The organism is Streptomyces sp. NPDC051913 (assembly GCF_044593635.1).
Lineage (GTDB): Bacteria > Actinomycetota > Actinomycetes > Streptomycetales > Streptomycetaceae > Streptomyces.
In genome coordinates this window covers 53,633-69,065 of the sequence record NZ_JBIUCI010000001.1, presented here as the reverse complement: position 1 = coordinate 69,065, position 15,433 = coordinate 53,633, and the positions used below count along the sequence as shown (strand labels likewise).

15 protein-coding genes are annotated in these 15,433 nt (G+C 69.9%); 6 read left to right on the top strand and 9 right to left on the bottom strand.

Annotated features, from left to right (window positions below; all coding sequences use genetic code 11):
* Positions 1 to 1,026 carry an ATP-dependent 6-phosphofructokinase gene (locus ACIHIX_RS00290; RefSeq protein WP_399948150.1) on the top strand — a complete coding sequence of 342 codons (1,026 nt, stop codon included), beginning with the start codon at positions 1 to 3 and terminating at the stop codon, positions 1,024 to 1,026.
* A gap of 27 nt (positions 1,027 to 1,053) precedes the next feature.
* On the opposite strand, the gene ACIHIX_RS00285 is transcribed toward ACIHIX_RS00290, so the two are convergent.
* From ACIHIX_RS00285 to ACIHIX_RS00260, 6 genes are all read right to left on the bottom strand, one after another.
* Positions 1,054 to 1,767: an XRE family transcriptional regulator gene (locus ACIHIX_RS00285; protein ID WP_399948148.1), complete on the bottom strand. Its 714-nt coding sequence runs from the start codon at positions 1,765 to 1,767 to the stop codon at positions 1,054 to 1,056.
* A 368-nt stretch (positions 1,768 to 2,135) separates the two neighbouring features.
* On the bottom strand, positions 2,136 to 2,975 hold the full coding sequence (locus tag ACIHIX_RS00280) for a carbohydrate ABC transporter permease (RefSeq protein ID WP_399948146.1): 840 nt from the start codon (positions 2,973 to 2,975) through the stop codon (positions 2,136 to 2,138).
* A gap of 4 nt (positions 2,976 to 2,979) precedes the next feature.
* Positions 2,980 to 3,840: a carbohydrate ABC transporter permease gene (locus tag ACIHIX_RS00275; RefSeq protein WP_399948144.1), complete on the bottom strand. Its 861-nt coding sequence runs from the start codon at positions 3,838 to 3,840 to the stop codon at positions 2,980 to 2,982.
* A gap of 7 nt (positions 3,841 to 3,847) precedes the next feature.
* Complete coding sequence (locus ACIHIX_RS00270) at positions 3,848 to 5,221, bottom strand: extracellular solute-binding protein (RefSeq protein WP_399948142.1); 1,374 nt, start codon at positions 5,219 to 5,221, stop codon at positions 3,848 to 3,850.
* Positions 5,222 to 5,330: 109 nt separating this feature from the next.
* Positions 5,331 to 6,029 carry a response regulator gene (locus tag ACIHIX_RS00265; protein ID WP_399948140.1) on the bottom strand — a complete coding sequence of 233 codons (699 nt, stop codon included), beginning with the start codon at positions 6,027 to 6,029 and terminating at the stop codon, positions 5,331 to 5,333.
* Positions 6,026 to 7,732, bottom strand: a complete 1,707-nt coding sequence (locus ACIHIX_RS00260; RefSeq protein WP_399948138.1) for an ATP-binding protein — start codon at positions 7,730 to 7,732, stop codon at positions 6,026 to 6,028. The genes ACIHIX_RS00265 and ACIHIX_RS00260 overlap by 4 nt, the downstream gene beginning before the upstream one ends.
* Before the next feature lie 121 nt (positions 7,733 to 7,853).
* Here ACIHIX_RS00260 and ACIHIX_RS00255 point away from each other — a divergent pair, with 121 nt between their 5' ends.
* Both ACIHIX_RS00255 and ACIHIX_RS00250 read left to right on the top strand, forming a co-directional pair.
* Entirely contained in the window at positions 7,854 to 9,284 is a 1,431-nt protein-coding gene (locus tag ACIHIX_RS00255) for a cation:dicarboxylate symporter family transporter (RefSeq protein WP_399949977.1), read from the top strand.
* A 167-nt stretch (positions 9,285 to 9,451) separates the two neighbouring features.
* Positions 9,452 to 10,216: a DUF2127 domain-containing protein gene (locus tag ACIHIX_RS00250; protein ID WP_399948136.1), complete on the top strand. Its 765-nt coding sequence runs from the start codon at positions 9,452 to 9,454 to the stop codon at positions 10,214 to 10,216.
* Here the strand turns inward: ACIHIX_RS00250 and ACIHIX_RS00245 are convergent.
* Positions 10,213 to 10,653, bottom strand: a complete 441-nt coding sequence (locus ACIHIX_RS00245; protein ID WP_399948134.1) for a MarR family winged helix-turn-helix transcriptional regulator — start codon at positions 10,651 to 10,653, stop codon at positions 10,213 to 10,215. The two genes, ACIHIX_RS00250 and ACIHIX_RS00245, sit on opposite strands and share 4 nt — an antisense overlap.
* 107 nt (positions 10,654 to 10,760) lie before the next feature.
* Here ACIHIX_RS00245 and ACIHIX_RS00240 point away from each other — a divergent pair, with 107 nt between their 5' ends.
* Positions 10,761 to 11,399, top strand: a complete 639-nt coding sequence (locus tag ACIHIX_RS00240) for a maleylpyruvate isomerase family mycothiol-dependent enzyme (protein ID WP_399948132.1) — start codon at positions 10,761 to 10,763, stop codon at positions 11,397 to 11,399.
* 154 nt (positions 11,400 to 11,553) lie between these two features.
* The gene (locus tag ACIHIX_RS00235) at positions 11,554 to 13,050 is read left to right on the top strand and encodes an AAA family ATPase (protein ID WP_399948130.1); all 1,497 of its coding nucleotides are present in this window, start codon (positions 11,554 to 11,556) and stop codon (positions 13,048 to 13,050) included.
* On the opposite strand, the gene ACIHIX_RS00230 is transcribed toward ACIHIX_RS00235, so the two are convergent.
* Together ACIHIX_RS00230 and ACIHIX_RS00225 are read right to left on the bottom strand one after the other, a co-directional pair.
* The gene (locus ACIHIX_RS00230; RefSeq protein ID WP_399948128.1) at positions 13,047 to 13,937 is read right to left on the bottom strand and encodes an aldo/keto reductase; all 891 of its coding nucleotides are present in this window, start codon (positions 13,935 to 13,937) and stop codon (positions 13,047 to 13,049) included. The genes ACIHIX_RS00235 and ACIHIX_RS00230 overlap by 4 nt on opposite strands.
* A gap of 1 nt (position 13,938) precedes the next feature.
* The gene (locus tag ACIHIX_RS00225) at positions 13,939 to 14,853 is read right to left on the bottom strand and encodes an NAD-dependent epimerase/dehydratase family protein (RefSeq protein ID WP_399948126.1); all 915 of its coding nucleotides are present in this window, start codon (positions 14,851 to 14,853) and stop codon (positions 13,939 to 13,941) included.
* A 45-nt stretch (positions 14,854 to 14,898) separates the two neighbouring features.
* On the opposite strand from ACIHIX_RS00225, the gene ACIHIX_RS00220 reads away from it, so the two are divergent.
* Positions 14,899 to 15,408, top strand: a complete 510-nt coding sequence (locus ACIHIX_RS00220) for an Lrp/AsnC family transcriptional regulator (RefSeq protein WP_399948124.1) — start codon at positions 14,899 to 14,901, stop codon at positions 15,406 to 15,408.
* Positions 15,409 to 15,433 lie beyond the last annotated feature (25 nt).

The following is a 15,433-nucleotide window of genomic DNA, read 5'->3' as shown; positions in this document are numbered from 1 at the left end:
ATGCGCATCGGAGTTCTCACCGCAGGCGGCGACTGCCCTGGCCTGAACGCAGTGATCCGGTCGGTCGTGCACCGAGCCGTCACGCAGTACGGCGACGAGGTCATCGGCTTCGAGGACGGATACGCCGGCCTCCTGGACGGCCACTACCGCACCCTCGACCTGGACGCGGTGAGCGGCATCCTGGCCCGCGGCGGAACCATCCTCGGCTCCTCCCGCCTGGAGCGCGACCGTCTGCGCGAGGCCTGCGAGAACGCCCCCGACATCGCCCGCGACTTCGGCATCGACGCGCTGATCCCGATCGGCGGCGAGGGCACGCTGACGGCGGCCCGCATGCTGTCCGACGCCGGTCTTCAGGTGGTCGGCGTCCCGAAGACGATCGACAACGACATCTCCTCGACGGACCGCACCTTCGGCTTCGACACGGCCGTGGGCGTCGCCACCGAGGCGATGGACCGTCTCAAGACGACGGCCGAGTCCCACCAGCGCGTGATGGTCGTCGAGGTCATGGGCCGCCACGCGGGCTGGATCGCGCTGGAGTCCGGGATGGCGGCGGGCGCGCACGGCATCTGCCTGCCCGAGCGCCCCTTCGACCCCACCGACCTGGTGAAGATGGTCGAGGAGCGCTTCGCCCGCGGCAAGAAGTTCGCGGTCATCTGCGTGGCCGAGGGCGCGCACCCCGCCGAGGGCTCGATGGACTACGGCAAGGGCGAGATCGACCAGTTCGGCCACGAGCGCTTCCAGGGCATCGGTACGGCCCTGGCGTACGAGCTGGAGCGCCGCCTCGGCAAGGAGGCCAAGCCGGTCATCCTCGGCCATGTCCAGCGCGGTGGCGTGCCGACGGCGTACGACCGCGTCCTCGCCACCCGCTTCGGCTGGCACGCGGTGGAGGCGGCGCACCGGGGCGAGTTCGGCCGTATGACGGCTCTGCGCGGGACGGACGTCGTGATGGTGCCGCTGGCGGAGGCCGTGACCGAGTTGAAGACGGTGCCGAAGGACCGGATGGACGAGGCCGAGTCGGTCTTCTAGGTCTTTCCTGGGTGTTCGCCCGGGTGGCTAGCCGGTGATCTCCTGGACGTTCGTCCAGAAGTGATCCACGATCCGGTCGAGGAAGTCCCGGCCCGACGCGCCCGCCGCGTTGTCGCCGCCGCTGCCGCCCCAGCTGAGGGTGGCCACCATCTGCCCCTGGTACTCGCGGTGCAGCTCCTGGAGGGCGTCCTCCAGGAGCCGCCGGTCCAGGGGCACGATCTTGCCGACCGGGCGGACATAGGCCTGCCAGCGTGTGGTGACCGCGCTGCGCAGATGCTCGGCGAGGCGCGGCTCGCGCCCGGTGACGGTGACGAAGTCCGGCAGGTCGAGTTCGAGCAGCTCGGCGAGGGCGGAGGCCTGGCGGTCGGTGCCGCGCCAGTCGTTGTTCTCCTCCATGCGCAGATACGCGAGGATCTCCAGGCCCAGGGCGCGGGCGACGTCGTCGGGGGCGAGGCCGCGGGTGATGCGGTGCTCGCGCAGGGTGCGCGGCCGCCCGATGAGTTCACCGGGGGAACACCACAGCACGCCCGCGAGGGCGGTCAGCTCCGGGCTGGTCGGCGAGACCATGCCCCGTTCCCAGGCGACCACGAGGTCCGGGGTGACGTACGGCATTCCGTACGAGGCCCGCATGCCGTAGGCGACATGCTCGGGCCCCATGTTGAGGGCGGCTCTGAGGCGGCGGGCGGCGGGGGCGTTGAAGGGAGGGCCTGGCTGGTTCGGGAGAGCTGGGGGTCGGCGCACGGGGCACAACGTAGGGGCGTGCGCCGGTGGTGACTACGGTCTGTTCGGCCAGGATCACGGATTGTAGGAACGTACGGTTTCGGCCAGGGGTTCGGGTGTCCGGAGAGCGGTCGGCGAGAAGGGCGCCCGAGGGCCGGCGCGTGCGTGCGCGGAAGGGCGGCGGCTCCGTGTACTAGGTGAAAGGCAAGGTAGAGGGGCATATTCGCGAGCGGCTGCCGGCACCCGACGCCTGGCACCTCGCGACGGTCGGCGCCGACGGGACGCCGCGGATCTCGCCCTGGTGAGCGGATCTCGAAGGCGAGTACGGCATGGTCGACACGCCGATCGGGCGCGTGAAGGGGGAGAATCCGCGGCGCAATCCCGCCGTCTCACCCCTTGACCGCCCCGCCCAGCGCGAACCCACCGCCCAACCGCCGTGCCACCAGCACATACAGCAGGATCACCGGCGTCGAGTAGACGACCGAGAACGCGGCCAGCTGCCCGTACGCCACCATGCCCCGGTTCCCGAAGAACTCGTTGATGCTCACCGCCGCCGGCATCTGGTCCGGGGTGAGCAGGAGCATGAAGGGCACGAAGAAGTTGCCCCACATCATGACGAACGAGAACACGGTCACGACCGCCAGTCCCGGACCCATCAGGGGGAGGACGATGCGCAGGAGGGACTGGAAGGGTGACGCGCCGTCCGTCCAGGCCGCCTCCTCCAGCTCCTTCGGTACGCCGTCCATGAAGTTCTTCATCAGCCAGATGGCGAAGGGGAGTTGGGAGGCGGCGAAGAAGAAGATCGTGCCCTGCACGGTGTCGATGAGGTTCACGCGGACGAACAGGGCGTAGACCGGGACCATGATCGCGGTGATGGGCAGGCTCGTCGCGAAGAGGATCGTCAGGAGGAAGGGGCGGTTCAGGCGGGAGCGGAAGCGGGAGAGGGGGTAGGCGGCGAGGGCCGCGCAGGCCACCGTCAGCGCCGTTCCGCCGCCGCAGAGGAGGAGGCTGTTGAGGAGGGGGGTGAAGGTGATGTCCGGTGTCAGGATCGCGTCGAAGTTGTCCAGGGTCAGGCTGCCGGGGACTTTCACCTTCAGATTCGCGTCCGGGTCCACGGCGGACAGCAGGACCCAGGCGAGGGGGAGCAGGAACGCGGCGGCCACGGCGAGGAGGCCGGCGTCGGCCGCCAGACGGCGGTGGGTTGTCGTTCTGCGGGACGGCGGGGCCACGGTGTCAGACCTCCGTCCGCAGCAGGCGTACGTAGATCATCGAGAACAGGCCGCCCACCAGGAGGAGCAGCAACGCCACGGCCGTGCCGTAGCCGATCATGCTCTTCTGGAACGCCTCCTCGTACATGAAGAGGGGCAGCGTCTGGCTCTTGCCGCTGGGTCCCCCTCTCGTCATCACCCAGATCAGGCCGAAGACCGACAGGGTCTGGAGGGTGATGAGCATCAGGTTCGTGGCGATGGAACGGCGGATCATCGGGATCGTGATGTGCCACAGACGGCGCCAGCCGCCGGCGCCGTCGACCTCGGCGGCCTCTGTTATCTCCTGGGGGATCTCGTTCAGGGCCGCCGAGTACACCAGCATCGAGAAGGCCGTGCCCCGCCAGACGTTCGCGAACGACACCGCGAGGATCGGGAGCGTGAACAGCCAGTTCTGGCTGGGGAGATGGAGCGAGTCGAGGATGCTGTTGAGCGTGCCCTCCTTGCGGAAGAAGGCGTAGAGGAGGAAACCCGCGACCACCTCCGGGAGTATCCACGCCGTGATCACTATCGCGCCGGTCAGGGTGCGCACCGGCTTCGAGGCGCGTTGCATGAGCGCCGCGAGCGCCAGGCCGAGGGTGTTCTGGCCGAGCAGCGCCGAGATGAAGGTGAAGACGAGGGTCAGCCATACGGCGTTGAGGAACGCCTCGTCTTTGAACGCCGTACGGAAGTTGTCGAAGCCGATGAACGACTCGTGGGCCTGGCCGGTGAGTTGGAGGTCGGTGAAGGCGATGTATGCGCAGTAGGCGATGGGGCCGGCGAGGAAGAGGAGCAGGAGGAGGGTGGCGGGGGTGAGGGGGAGGATGCGGGTGAGGGGGCGGGGCCTCATGTGTGGGTCATTTCTCTATCACTTGGCCGTCTGCCGCTTTTCGCAGTTCCTCGTCGTAAGCCTTTGCCGCGTCCGCCACCGCCTTGTCGCCCGTCGTGACTGCCTCCATCGCCTCCTGGATCGCCGTCGACACCTTCGGATACGCGGGGAACGCCGGGCGGTAGTGCGTGCTCGCGACCAGGTCCGTGAAGAACTTGATGCCGGGCTGGGCGGCCGTGTAAGCGGGGTCCTCGGCGACGTCCTCGCGGACGGCGATGCCGGAGTTGGCGATGTACCACTTCTGGGCGTTCGCCTTGGTCTGCATGGTCCTGATGAAGTCGAAGGCGAGGTCGGGGTTGGCCGCTTTGGCGGGGATCGCCCAGGTCCAGCCGCCCGACATGCTCACCTTGCCGGGGGCCTGGCCGTGCTGGGTGGGCATGGGAGCGAGCCCCAACTCCTTCGACCACTGCGGCCATTCGTGGCCGCTGCCCTCCAACCAGTCCTGCGGGAGCCAGGAGCCGTCGAGGTCGATGCCGAGCTTGCCGTTGGGCAGGAGGTCGCCGCGGACGATGGTCTGGATGTTGGGGTCGAGGGCGGTCTCGACGTCCGGCCCGAGCTTCTCCTTGTAGACCGTCTCCACGAAGGCGAGGGCGTCCTTGAAACCCTGGCCGCCGGCGATCCACTTCTTGGACGCCGAGTCGTAGAGGGGGTCGGTGCCGCCGGTGTCCGTGCCGTACAGGAGCATCTCGAAGCCCTGCATCGTCGCCGCCTCGCCCGCGGGTTTGCCGGTGTAGACGTTGAGGGGCGTGACGTCGGGGACCTTCGCCTTGATCGTGCGGGCCGCGTCGAGGACGTCGTCCCAGGTCTTCGGCTGCCAGTCGGTGGGCAGACCGGCCTTGGCGAAGACGCCCTTGTCGAACCAGAGTCCCCGGGTGTCGGTGCCGTCCGGGACGCCGTACGTCTTCCCGTCCTCACCCCTGGCCGCCGACTTCGCCGTGTCGATGAACTGGTTCCAGTCCGGCCACTTGGCGAGGTAGGTGTCGAGGGGCTTCAAGTACCCGCTGGTGATGTCGGAGTTGATGAGGAAGGTGTCCTCGTAGACCAGGTCCGGGGCGGTCTTGGGGGAGCGGAGCATCTGCTGGACCTTGGTGTAGTACTCCGAGTCCGGGGCCTTGATGGGGACCAGTTCGACCTTCTTGCCGGGGTACTTCTTCTCGAACTGCGTCTTGATACCGGCGAGGTAGTCGTCCATCACCTTGATGGAGTTGTCCGTCGACTGCTTGAAGGAGACCTTCAGGGTGTCCGGGTCGCTGCCGGAGCCGCTGCCGCACGCGGTGAGGGCGGTGGCGGCGAGGGCGGCTGCGAGGAGTGCGGGGAGGGCGGCGGTGGGGCGCACGGGCATGACCTCCTGCGGGCTCACGTGGGGGTGGGGCGCGGGATGGGTGCCTGGTGAAGGTAGGTGGGGTGGTCTAGTCAGGTCAATGCCCTCGACATCCTCACCCTCGCCCCCTCTAACGCCCCGACTCCCCCTTGACCCACCGATACTGCAACTCGGGCCGCCCCACAGTCCCGTACTGCGGCGCCCTCGCCGCCCGCCCCGCGTCCACCAGATGCTCCAGATACCGCCGAGCAGTGATCCGCGAGATCCCCACCACCTCGGCCAGCCCGGTCGCCGTAAGGCCCTCCCCGGAATCCCGCAGAGCGACCGTCACCCGTTCCAACGTCGGTGCGCTCAAGCCCTTCGGCAGCGCCGCAGGCCCCGGCGCCCGCAGCGAAGCCAACGCCCGGTCCACCTCGTCCTGTCCGCTCGCTTCTCCCACCGCCGCATGGAACTCGGCGTACCGCACGAGCCGGTCCCGCAGCGTGGCGAACGTGAACGGCTTCAGCACGTACTGCACGACCCCCAGCGACACCCCCTCCCGCACCACCGTCAGATCCCGCGCCGACGTCACCGCGATCACGTCCGCCTGATGCCCCGCCGCCCGCAGCGACCGCGCGAACTGCAAGCCGTGCACATCCGGCAGATGCAGGTCCAGCAACAGCAGATCCACCGCCGTACGGTCCAGCAGGCGCCGCGCCTCCGCGCCCGTGTGCGCCTTGCCGACCGCGACGAACCCCGGCACGCGCCCCACGTACATCACATGGGCGTCCGCGGCCACCGGGTCGTCCTCCACGACCAGGACGCGGATCGGCTGTGGCTGGGTCGTCATGCGTCGCCTCCGGATGCGGTGCTCTGCGCGGCCCGCCCGGTCCCGGCCGGTACGGCGGCTGTCGTCGAGGCATCTTCGGACACCCGCGCGCCCTCCGCACGCCCGGCCCCCCGCAACGGCACCCGCACCTCGAACTCGGCGCCGCCCCCGTCCGCCGCCGCGACCGCCAGTGTCCCCTCGTGCCGGTTCACCGCCTGCTGTACGAGAGCCAGCCCCAGCCCGCGCCCGCCCGGTCCCGCCGGCTTCGTCGAGAACCCCCGCCGGAACACCGCCTCCGCATGCGCCGGGTCCACGCCCGCGCCCGTGTCGACGACCCGCAGCACCAGCTCGTCCGCCTGTGTGTACGCGGTCACCGTCACCCGCGCCCCCACACTCCCCTGCGCCGCGTCCACCGCGTTGTCGATGAGGTTCCCGAGGATCGTCACCAGATCCCGCGAGGGAAGCGACGGCGGCAGCAAGCCGTCGTCCAGGCGGCTGTCCTCCGACACCACCAGCTCCACGCCCCGCTCGTTCGCCTGAGCCGTCTTCCCCAACAACAGCGCGGCCAGCACCGGTTCGCTCACCGCCGCGACCACCTGGTCGGTCAGCGCCTGCGCCAACTCCAGCTCCGCCGTCGCGAAGTCCACCGCCTCCTCCGCCCGGCCCAGCTCGATCAACGAGACCACCGTGTGCAGACGGTTCGCGGCCTCGTGCGCCTGCGAGCGCAGCGCCTGGGTGAAGCCCCGCTCCGAGTCCAACTCGCCCATCACCGACTGGAGTTCCGTCACGTCTCGGAGGGTCACCACCGTGCCCCTGCGCTCACCCCCGGACACCGGGGAGGTGTTCACCACCAGCACCCGGTCCGCCGCCAGATGCACCTCATCCACCCTCGGCTCCGACGCCAGCAGCGCGCCCGTCAGCGGCGCCGGCAGCCCCAGCTCCGCCACCGAGCGCCCGACGACCTCGCCCTCCGAGGCGACGCCCAGCAGCTCCCGGCCACCGTCGTTGATCAGCGCCACCCGGTACTGGCCGTCCAGCATCAGCAGCCCCTCGCGCACCGCGTGCAGGGCCGCCTGGTGGTAGTCGTGCATCTGGCTCAGCTCGGCCGCGTTCATGTTGTGGGTGTGGCGGCGCAGGCGGGCGTTGATGGCGTACGTGCCGATCGCGCCCAGCGCCAGCGAGCCCGCCGCGACGCCGAGCAGGGCCGTGAGCTGGCCCTGGACCCGCTTGCTGATCGCCTCGACCCTGATGCCGGCGCTGACCAGGCCGATGACCTTGCCGTCCTCCATGATCGGCGTGACCGCGCGGACCGAGCGGCCCAGGGTGCCCTTGTAGGTCTCGGTGAAGGAGTCGCCGGCCAGGGCCGGGGCGATACGGCCCAGGAACTTCTTGCCGATCTCCTTCTCCGTCGGGTGGGTCCAGCGGATGCCGTGCGTGTTCATGATCGTCACGAAGTCGACGTCCGCGTCACCCATGACCTGAAGGGCGTACGGCTGGAGCCGGGCCGACGGGTCGGCGGTGTGGATCGCCGCCCGGACGGAAGGGGAGTCGGCGACCGTGCCCGCCACCGCCATGGCCTGCCGGCCCGCCGCCTCCTCGGCCTGGCTGCGGTCGCTGACGTACGTGAACAGCGCGTATCCGGCCACGAGCACCGCTATCAGCACGGCCTGCATGGCGAAGAGCTGGCCGGCCAGGCTGCGGGGACGGGGGACGGAGAAGCGCATGTCGTCAGTGTGCCTCGCCGGTTAAGTGTGAACTAAATGAACGGAAGGGTGACCGCCCTCACAGGGCAGGAGATAGTCACCGCATTCCTCAAACAGCCCGGACGTGAGCCGCACGCCGGTCATGCCGACGAAGACGTCAAGGAGGGCAGCCGTGGCCGCCAGCACCCCCGGATCGACCGGATCACCCGATACGGCACCCGTGGTCAAGAAGGACCGCACGCACTATCTCTACATCGCGGTGATCGTCGCGGTCGCCCTCGGCATCCTCGTCGGTATGGTCGCACCGGACTTCGCCGTCGAGCTGAAGCCGATCGGTACCGGCTTCGTGAGCCTGATCAAGATGATGATCTCGCCGATCATCTTCTGCACGATCGTCCTGGGCATCGGCTCGGTACGGAAGGCCGCCAAGGTCGGCGCCGTCGGCGGTATCGCCCTCGGCTACTTCATGGTCATGTCGCTGGTCGCGCTCGGTATCGGCCTCGTCGTCGGCAACATCCTCGACCCGGGCACCGGCCTCGCCGTCACCGACGCCGTCAAGGACGTCGGCCACGCCCAGGTCGACGCGGAGGCCAAGGACACCACGGAGTTCCTGCTCGGCATCATCCCGACGACCTTCGTCTCCGCCTTCACCGAGGGCGAGGTCCTCCAGACCCTGCTCATCGCCCTGCTGGCGGGCTTCGCGCTGCAGGCCATGGGCTCCACCGGCCAGCCGATCCTGCGCGGTGTCGAGCACATCCAGCGGCTCGTCTTCCGGATTCTCTCCATGGTGATGTGGGCCGCCCCGATCGGCGCCTTCGGCGCGATGGCCGCCGTCGTCGGTTCGGCGGGTGTGGACGCGCTGAAGGATCTCGCCCTCCTCATGGTGGGCTTCTACATCACCTGTTTCCTGTTCGTCTTCATCGTGCTCGGCGCGCTGCTGCGGGTGATCGCGGGCCTGAACATCCTCAAGCTCTTCAAGTACCTGGGCCGCGAGTTCCTGCTGATCCTCTCCACCTCCTCCTCCGAGTCCGCGCTGCCGCGGCTCATCGCGAAGATGGAGCACATGGGCGTCAGCAAGCCCGTCGTCGGCATCACCGTCCCGACCGGCTACTCCTTCAACCTCGACGGCACCATGATCTACATGACCATGGCCTCGCTGTTCATCGCCGACGCCATGGGTACGCCGATGTCGCTCGGTGAGCAGATCCCGCTGCTGCTGTTCCTGTTCGTCGCCTCGAAGGGCGCCGCCGGTGTCACCGGTGCCGGTCTGGCCACGCTCGCCGGCGGTCTCCAGTCGCACAAGCCCGCCCTGGTGGACGGCCTCGGCCTCATCGTCGGCATCGACCGCTTCATGAGCGAGGCCCGCGCCCTGACCAACTTCGCCGGCAACGCGGTCGCCACGGTGCTGATCGGCACCTGGACCAAGGAGATCGACCGCACCCGGGTCGACCAGGTGCTCGCCGGACAGCTGCCCTTCGACGAGAAGACGCTGCTGGACGAGGACGGCGACGGCGCCGACGTGCACGCGCAGCTGCCGGAGCAGGGTGGCGAGAAGGAACTCGCCAAGGCGTGAGCGCCCGCTGAAACTCCGGGCGGCTGAACAACTCCCCCGTCGGTCAGCCGCCCGGGCCACACCCCGACAAGGGCCGTGGCCTCACCGAACTCTTACCCGCCCCCACTAGCCTGCCGCGCCTGCCCCCTACAGGCGCGGCAGGCTCTTTTGGTGGAAAGGCACGGGGGATGACGATCGACTGGGACCGGCGGACGTGTGCGCGCCGCGGCCATGTGACCTACGCGCCGGACGACCCCCGGCTGCGGATCCGGCTGCGTGCCGAGACCGCGCTCGGCGAGGTCTGGCGCTGTCTGCGCTGCGGTGACTTCGTGCTCGGGGAACCGCATGGCTCGGGTCCGGCCGCCGAGGCACCCCTCGTGCCGCGCGGCAAGGTGCTGCGGGATCTGTTCGTGCTGCGGTTCCTCGCGATCGAGCGGGGCGTGCGCGGGGTGTTCATCGTGCTGGTCGCGGCGGCCGTGTGGAAGTTCAGCAACTCCCAGGACGCGGTACGTCGGCTCTTCGACGAGTATCTCGACGTCTTCCGCCCCGTCTTCCGGCACTTCCACTACGACCTCGACCACTCACCGGTCGTCGGCACCATCCAGAAGACCTTCGGGTACCGGCACAACACCCTGCTCCTGGTGGCGGTGTTGCTCCTGGCCTACGCGCTCATCGAGCTGGTCGAGGCGGTCGGCCTCTGGTACGCCAAGCGCTGGGCGGAGTATCTGACGGTCGTCGCGACCGCCGCCTTCCTCCCCCTGGAGATCTACGAACTCACCGAGCACGTCAGCTGGTTGAAGATCGGCACCCTGGTGCTGAACATCCTCGCGGTGCTCTACATCCTCCTGACCAAGCGCCTGTTCGGCCTGCGCGGCGGCCACCTCGCCTTCGAGGAGGAGCGCCGGAGCGCGTCGCTCCTGGAGGTCGAGGAGGCCGCGAAAGCGCCGGCCTAGGCCCAAGGATCGGTGATCTCCCGCAACAGCGTCAGCGCCTCCCGCAGCTGCTTCATGCGCCGCTTGCCCAGGTGTTCCTCCCACTCCCTCTCCACCTCGGCCACCACCCCGTCGGCCACCTCCTTGGCCTCCCGTGCCTTCCGTGCCCCGCACACCAGCCGGGCCCGCTTGTCCGTCGGGTCCGGTAGCCGGGTCACATAGCCCGCCTTCTCCAGCTGGTCGACCAGGAAGCCCGCGGTCTGCTTGGTGATCTGGGCCTGTTCGGCCAGTTCGGTCAGCCGGGTGCCGTCGGGGCCGATGCGCTGCATGACCCGGGCCTGGGCGGGGGTGAAGTCGTCGAAACCGGCCTCGGCGAGCGCGGCGAAGACACGGTTCTCCAGGGCCCGGTACGGGAGGAACAGGAGCACGCCCGTGTTGAGCTCGCTCTCCGTCACCATCGTCGACGCTCCCTCGGTCTGTCCTGATCTGCTTGACATTGGTCAGAGGCTCTGACTAATTTGGTCAGAGAAGCTTACCACTTGAGTGGGTGATTCCCATGGGTGTCATGCTGGAGACCGACGAGTTGTGGCAGGTCGTCGACCGTGAGCGCGAGAGCCTCGCGGACCTGCTGGAGAGCCTGGACGCCGAGGAGTGGGAGACACCCACACGGTGCGGGGACTGGCGGGTGCGGGACGTGGCCGCCCATCTGACCCTCGCGGCGCGCATCACCCGAGGGCAGGCCGTACGGGAGATGATCCGCGCCCGCGGCAACTGGAACCGGATGATCCATGACACGGCCGTGGGTGAGGCCGAGGCCCCTGTCGAGGTGATCGTCGGCCACCTGAGGTCGATCATCGGCTCCCGGCGCCTCGCGCCCATGACCTCACCTCACGAACCCCTGCTCGACCTCCTCGTCCACGGCCAGGACATCGCCCTCGCGCTGGGCCGGGAGCGCGAGGTGTCACCGACGGCCGCCCGCGCCGCCGCCGAGCGCGTCTGGACCATGCGGCTCCCGCCCCGGCCCTGGCCCCTGCCGAGGGTGCGGCTCGTCGCCACCGACATCGAGTGGACGCGCGGGGCCGGGGGCGAGATCCGGGGGCCGATCGCCGCCCTGCTCCTGCTGCTCACCGGTCGCCCGGAGGCGGCCCGCGAGTGGGCGGGGCGCACCGGGGAGCCGTGGACGGGGGTCACGACTCCCCGGTGACGCGACTTCCCGGTGACGCCTGACACGCCCTGTCCCTTTCCGGGCTCTTCGCGACCACTTGCCCCAAATGCTTTGACCCGCCGTCGTGTGAGGGCTCAGGCTGGAGAGCCACGACGGGCACGGTCGGGCACGGTCGCGACACACGGAGGTGGGCATGGGGGAACCGGGCGATGTGGAGATCCTCAGCAGCAAGGAGTACGAGGCGAGGTACGGCGAGCACCGGGAACCCTCACCTCTGTCGATCGACCGCGTCAACGAGCTGTTCTCCGAGTTCCTCATGGCCGTCGCCCGCCCCAAGAGCGCCGACCCCGACGGCGGCCGAGACCTCGCCAAGCGCCTCCGCGACCATCTCGGCGCGGCCCCCACGGACCGCCCGGTGGTGAAGGCCGCGTACGCCTCCTTCGAACTGCCCAACGTCCATCTCGCCCTGGAGCGCTGGTTCGCCGCCGACGGTCGCACCCATGAGCTGATCGGCATGCGCGGCGGCCGGCACCACGGCGAACTCACCCTCGGCGACATCATCGACGCCGCCGACCGCTACGACCGCTTCGTCGTCGGCGCCGTCGACTACGCCCAGCTGCCCGTCTCCCCGGACGCCGAACTGGCCTGCGTCTCCTGTGGCTTCTACCTCGGCACGGACGGCGAGGAGCGGTTCGCCGTCCTGCTGCGCGGCCCGCAGGACGAGTACGGACGCAACAAGGTCGAGGTCGAAGTCCTCGCCGCCGAAAAGGAGTTCGCGGACCGGCTGCTCGCCGAGGTGGACGTGCTCGTGCGCGCGCACAGTGTCTTCCGCGGCCAGGTCCTCTCCTTCGAGGGTTCGGAGTTCGGGCACGGACTCGGTCCGTTCCGCTTCCACCGTCGCCCCGGTCTGACCCGCGACGACATCGTGCTGCCCGCCGGGCTGCTGGAGCGGGTGGAGCGCCAGGTCGTGGGGGTGGCCCGACGTCGTGATCAGCTCCTCGCGGCCGGTCAGCACCTGCGCCGCGGCCTGCTGCTGTACGGTCCGCCCGGCACCGGCAAGACCCACACCCTCCGGTATCTCCTGTCCCACCTGCCGCAGTTCACCGTGGTGATCCTGTCCGGCGAGAGCATCTCGGCCATCGGCCCCGCCTGTTCCCTCGCCCGGATGCTCCAGCCCGCCCTCGTCGTCCTGGAGGACTGCGACCTCATCGCCGAGGCCCGCGACTACGGCGGCGGTGAACAGCCCCTGCTCTTCCAGGTGCTGAACGAGATGGACGGCCTGGGCGATGACGCCGATGTCGCCTTCCTCCTGACCACCAACCGCGCCGACCTGCTGGAACCCGCCCTCGTCCAGCGCCCGGGACGCGTCGACCTGGCCGTAGAGATCCCGCTCCCGGACGCCGAGGGCCGCGCTGCCCTGCTGGCCCTGTACGGGGGTGGGCTCGGCCTGGGCGGGGAGATCACGGACGAGGTCGTGGCCCGCACCGAGGGCACGACCGCCTCCTTCACCAAGGAGCTCGTACGGCGCTCCGTGCTGATCGCCGCCGAGAGGGAGTCGGCGCGCACCGAGGCGGGCGATGTCCGCGAGGCCCTCGACGAGCTGCTGTCCGACCGCGACCGGCTGACCCGCAGGCTGCTGGGAGTGCGGGGCGCGAGGGACATCGAGGACGAGGAGTGGACGGAGGACTAGGACCCGCCGGGCAGGCCCTGACCGAGTGGCTCCAGCCGCGCCAGCTCCGGCCCGCTCAGCACCAGTTCCGCCGCCCCCGCCGAGTTCCGGATCGTTTCCGGGCGGCTGGCCCCGGGGATCGGGATCACCAACGGTGACTTCGCCAGCAGCCAGGCCAGGCCCACCTGCTGCGGGCTGACCCCGCGTTCGGCCGCCGTCTCGTGGAAGGCGGCGAACCGGACGGAACCCGTCAGGCCCGACGGGCCGTCCAGCGAGCTGCGGGAGAGGCCGCCCAGCGGGCTCCACGGCAGGAAGGCGAGGCCCAGCTCCGCGCAGAGCCGCAACTCGGCCTCACTGTCCCGGACCTCGGGCGAGTAGCGGTTCTGGACCGACACCAGACGGTCGCCCAGGATGCCGTGTGCCGCCCGGATCTGGTCGACGTCGGTGTTGGAGACGCCGGCCAGCCGGATCTTGCCCTCGTCGAGCAGTTCGCGCAGCGCGCCGACCGACTCCTCGAAGGGGACGGCGGGATCGGGCTTGTGGAGCTGGTAGAGGCCGATGGCCTCGACGCCGAGCCGCTTCAGGGAGCCCTCGGCGGCGCGCTTGAGGTGGCGCGGGTCGCCGTTCACCGTCCAGCTGCCGTCGGCCGGGCGGCCCCGGCCGCCCTTCGTGGCGATCAGGACGTCGGCGCCGGCCAGGGCGCGGGCCACGAGCCGTTCGTTGTGGCCGGGTTCGGCGCCGGGCAGGTGGTAGGAGTCCGCCGTGTCGAAGAGGGTCACCCCGGCGTCCAGCGCCGCCCGCACGGTCGCCAGGGCGCGCTCCTCGTCCGGCCGGCCCTCGATGGACAGCGGCATCGCGCCGAGCCCCACGGCACTCACCTTCAGCTCCCCGAGTGTGCGGTACCGCATGTCAGTCGCCGTCCTCTCCGAGGGTCTCCGCCACCGCCGCCGACAGCCACGCCGGTGCGGCGCGGAAGACGAAACCGAGGCGTGCGGCACGGGAGTTGTCCATGCCGTAGGAGCGGAAGAAGGAGAACGGCGAGACCTCGCCGACCTCGACGAGCTGGAGCACGACCTTGCCCTCAGGAATGCGTGCGACGACCGCCTCGCACAGGTCCACGGTGGTCAACAGGCCGTGGGAGGCCGCGTTGACGGGGCCCGTGAAGTCCTCGCCCACCGTCCAGGCCAGGAAGTCGGCGATCTCCTCGACGTGGATGTAGGTGGCGGGCTGGTTGGAGAAGGGCACCGCGATCGGCTCGCGGGTCCTGATCCGGGCGGCGTAGTGATCGAGGCGTCCCGTGAAGTCGTCGGCGCCGCCCAGCACATGGGCCACGCGCACGGCCACGTACGGGAAGTCGGGTGCGGCCGCGAACACCGCCTCCGCCTGCCGCTTGCCCTCGCCGTAGTGGGCGTCCAGGAACTCCGGCTCGTCCCAGGGGAGTTCGAGGTCGACGGCGACCGTCGACGGATCGACGGCGTCCTCCCGTACGGGCGCGAGCGAGTCCTCGTACTCGTACACCTCGACCGTCGACGTCATCACATAGCGGCCGGTGCGGCCCGTGAACACCCGGCGGGCGAGCGCCGCCTGGCGCGGGGTGTAGCAGACCTGGTCGACCACGACGTCGAACGTGCGCGAACCGAGCGCCTCCAGAAGGGATCTCTCGTCGTCGCGGTCGGCCACGAGATGCACCGCACCGGGCGGCGGCGCCGACGAGCCGCGGTTGAGGACCGTCACCCGGTCCCCGGCGGCCAGCAGCCGCGATATCAGCCGCTTGCCGAAATAGCGGCTGCCGCCGATGACCAGTACCTCTCGTGCCTTTTCCATGACCATAATTCTCCCGGCGTACACCCACGTCCTGAAGGGGGAACCATGGGAGTTCAGGCCGCGGCACCGAAAGAACCTCGGCATCTACGCCCCGCTGCCAGTGAAACCTCGGCGGGCTTCGACGCGCTGGACCGGGAGATCCTCCAGCTGCTCCAGACCGACGGCCGGATCAAGCTGAGCGAGCTGGGCCGCCGGGTCCGGCTGAGTCCCGCGGCCGTCACCGAGCGGGTGCGGCGACTGGAGGCGGCGGGCGTGATCAGCGGGTACGGCGCCCATGTGGTGCCGAGCCGGCTCGGGTACGGCATCCAGGCCTTCATCCGGGTCAACCCGCACGGCGGCTACAACCTCAAGCACCCGAGGACCCTGGAACTGATCGAGCGCCCGGAGATCATCGAGGTGCACCACGCGGTCGGTGAGGACTGCTGGATCCTCAAGGTCGCCGTCCGGGACACCGTCCATCTGGAGGAGGTGCTCGAAGGGGTCTCCGCCCTCGGCCGCACCACGACCTCGATCGTGCTGACCTCCCCGGTGGAGCGGAAGCCACTGTTGCCTTGACGTCGGCGTAAAGGACTACGTTCGT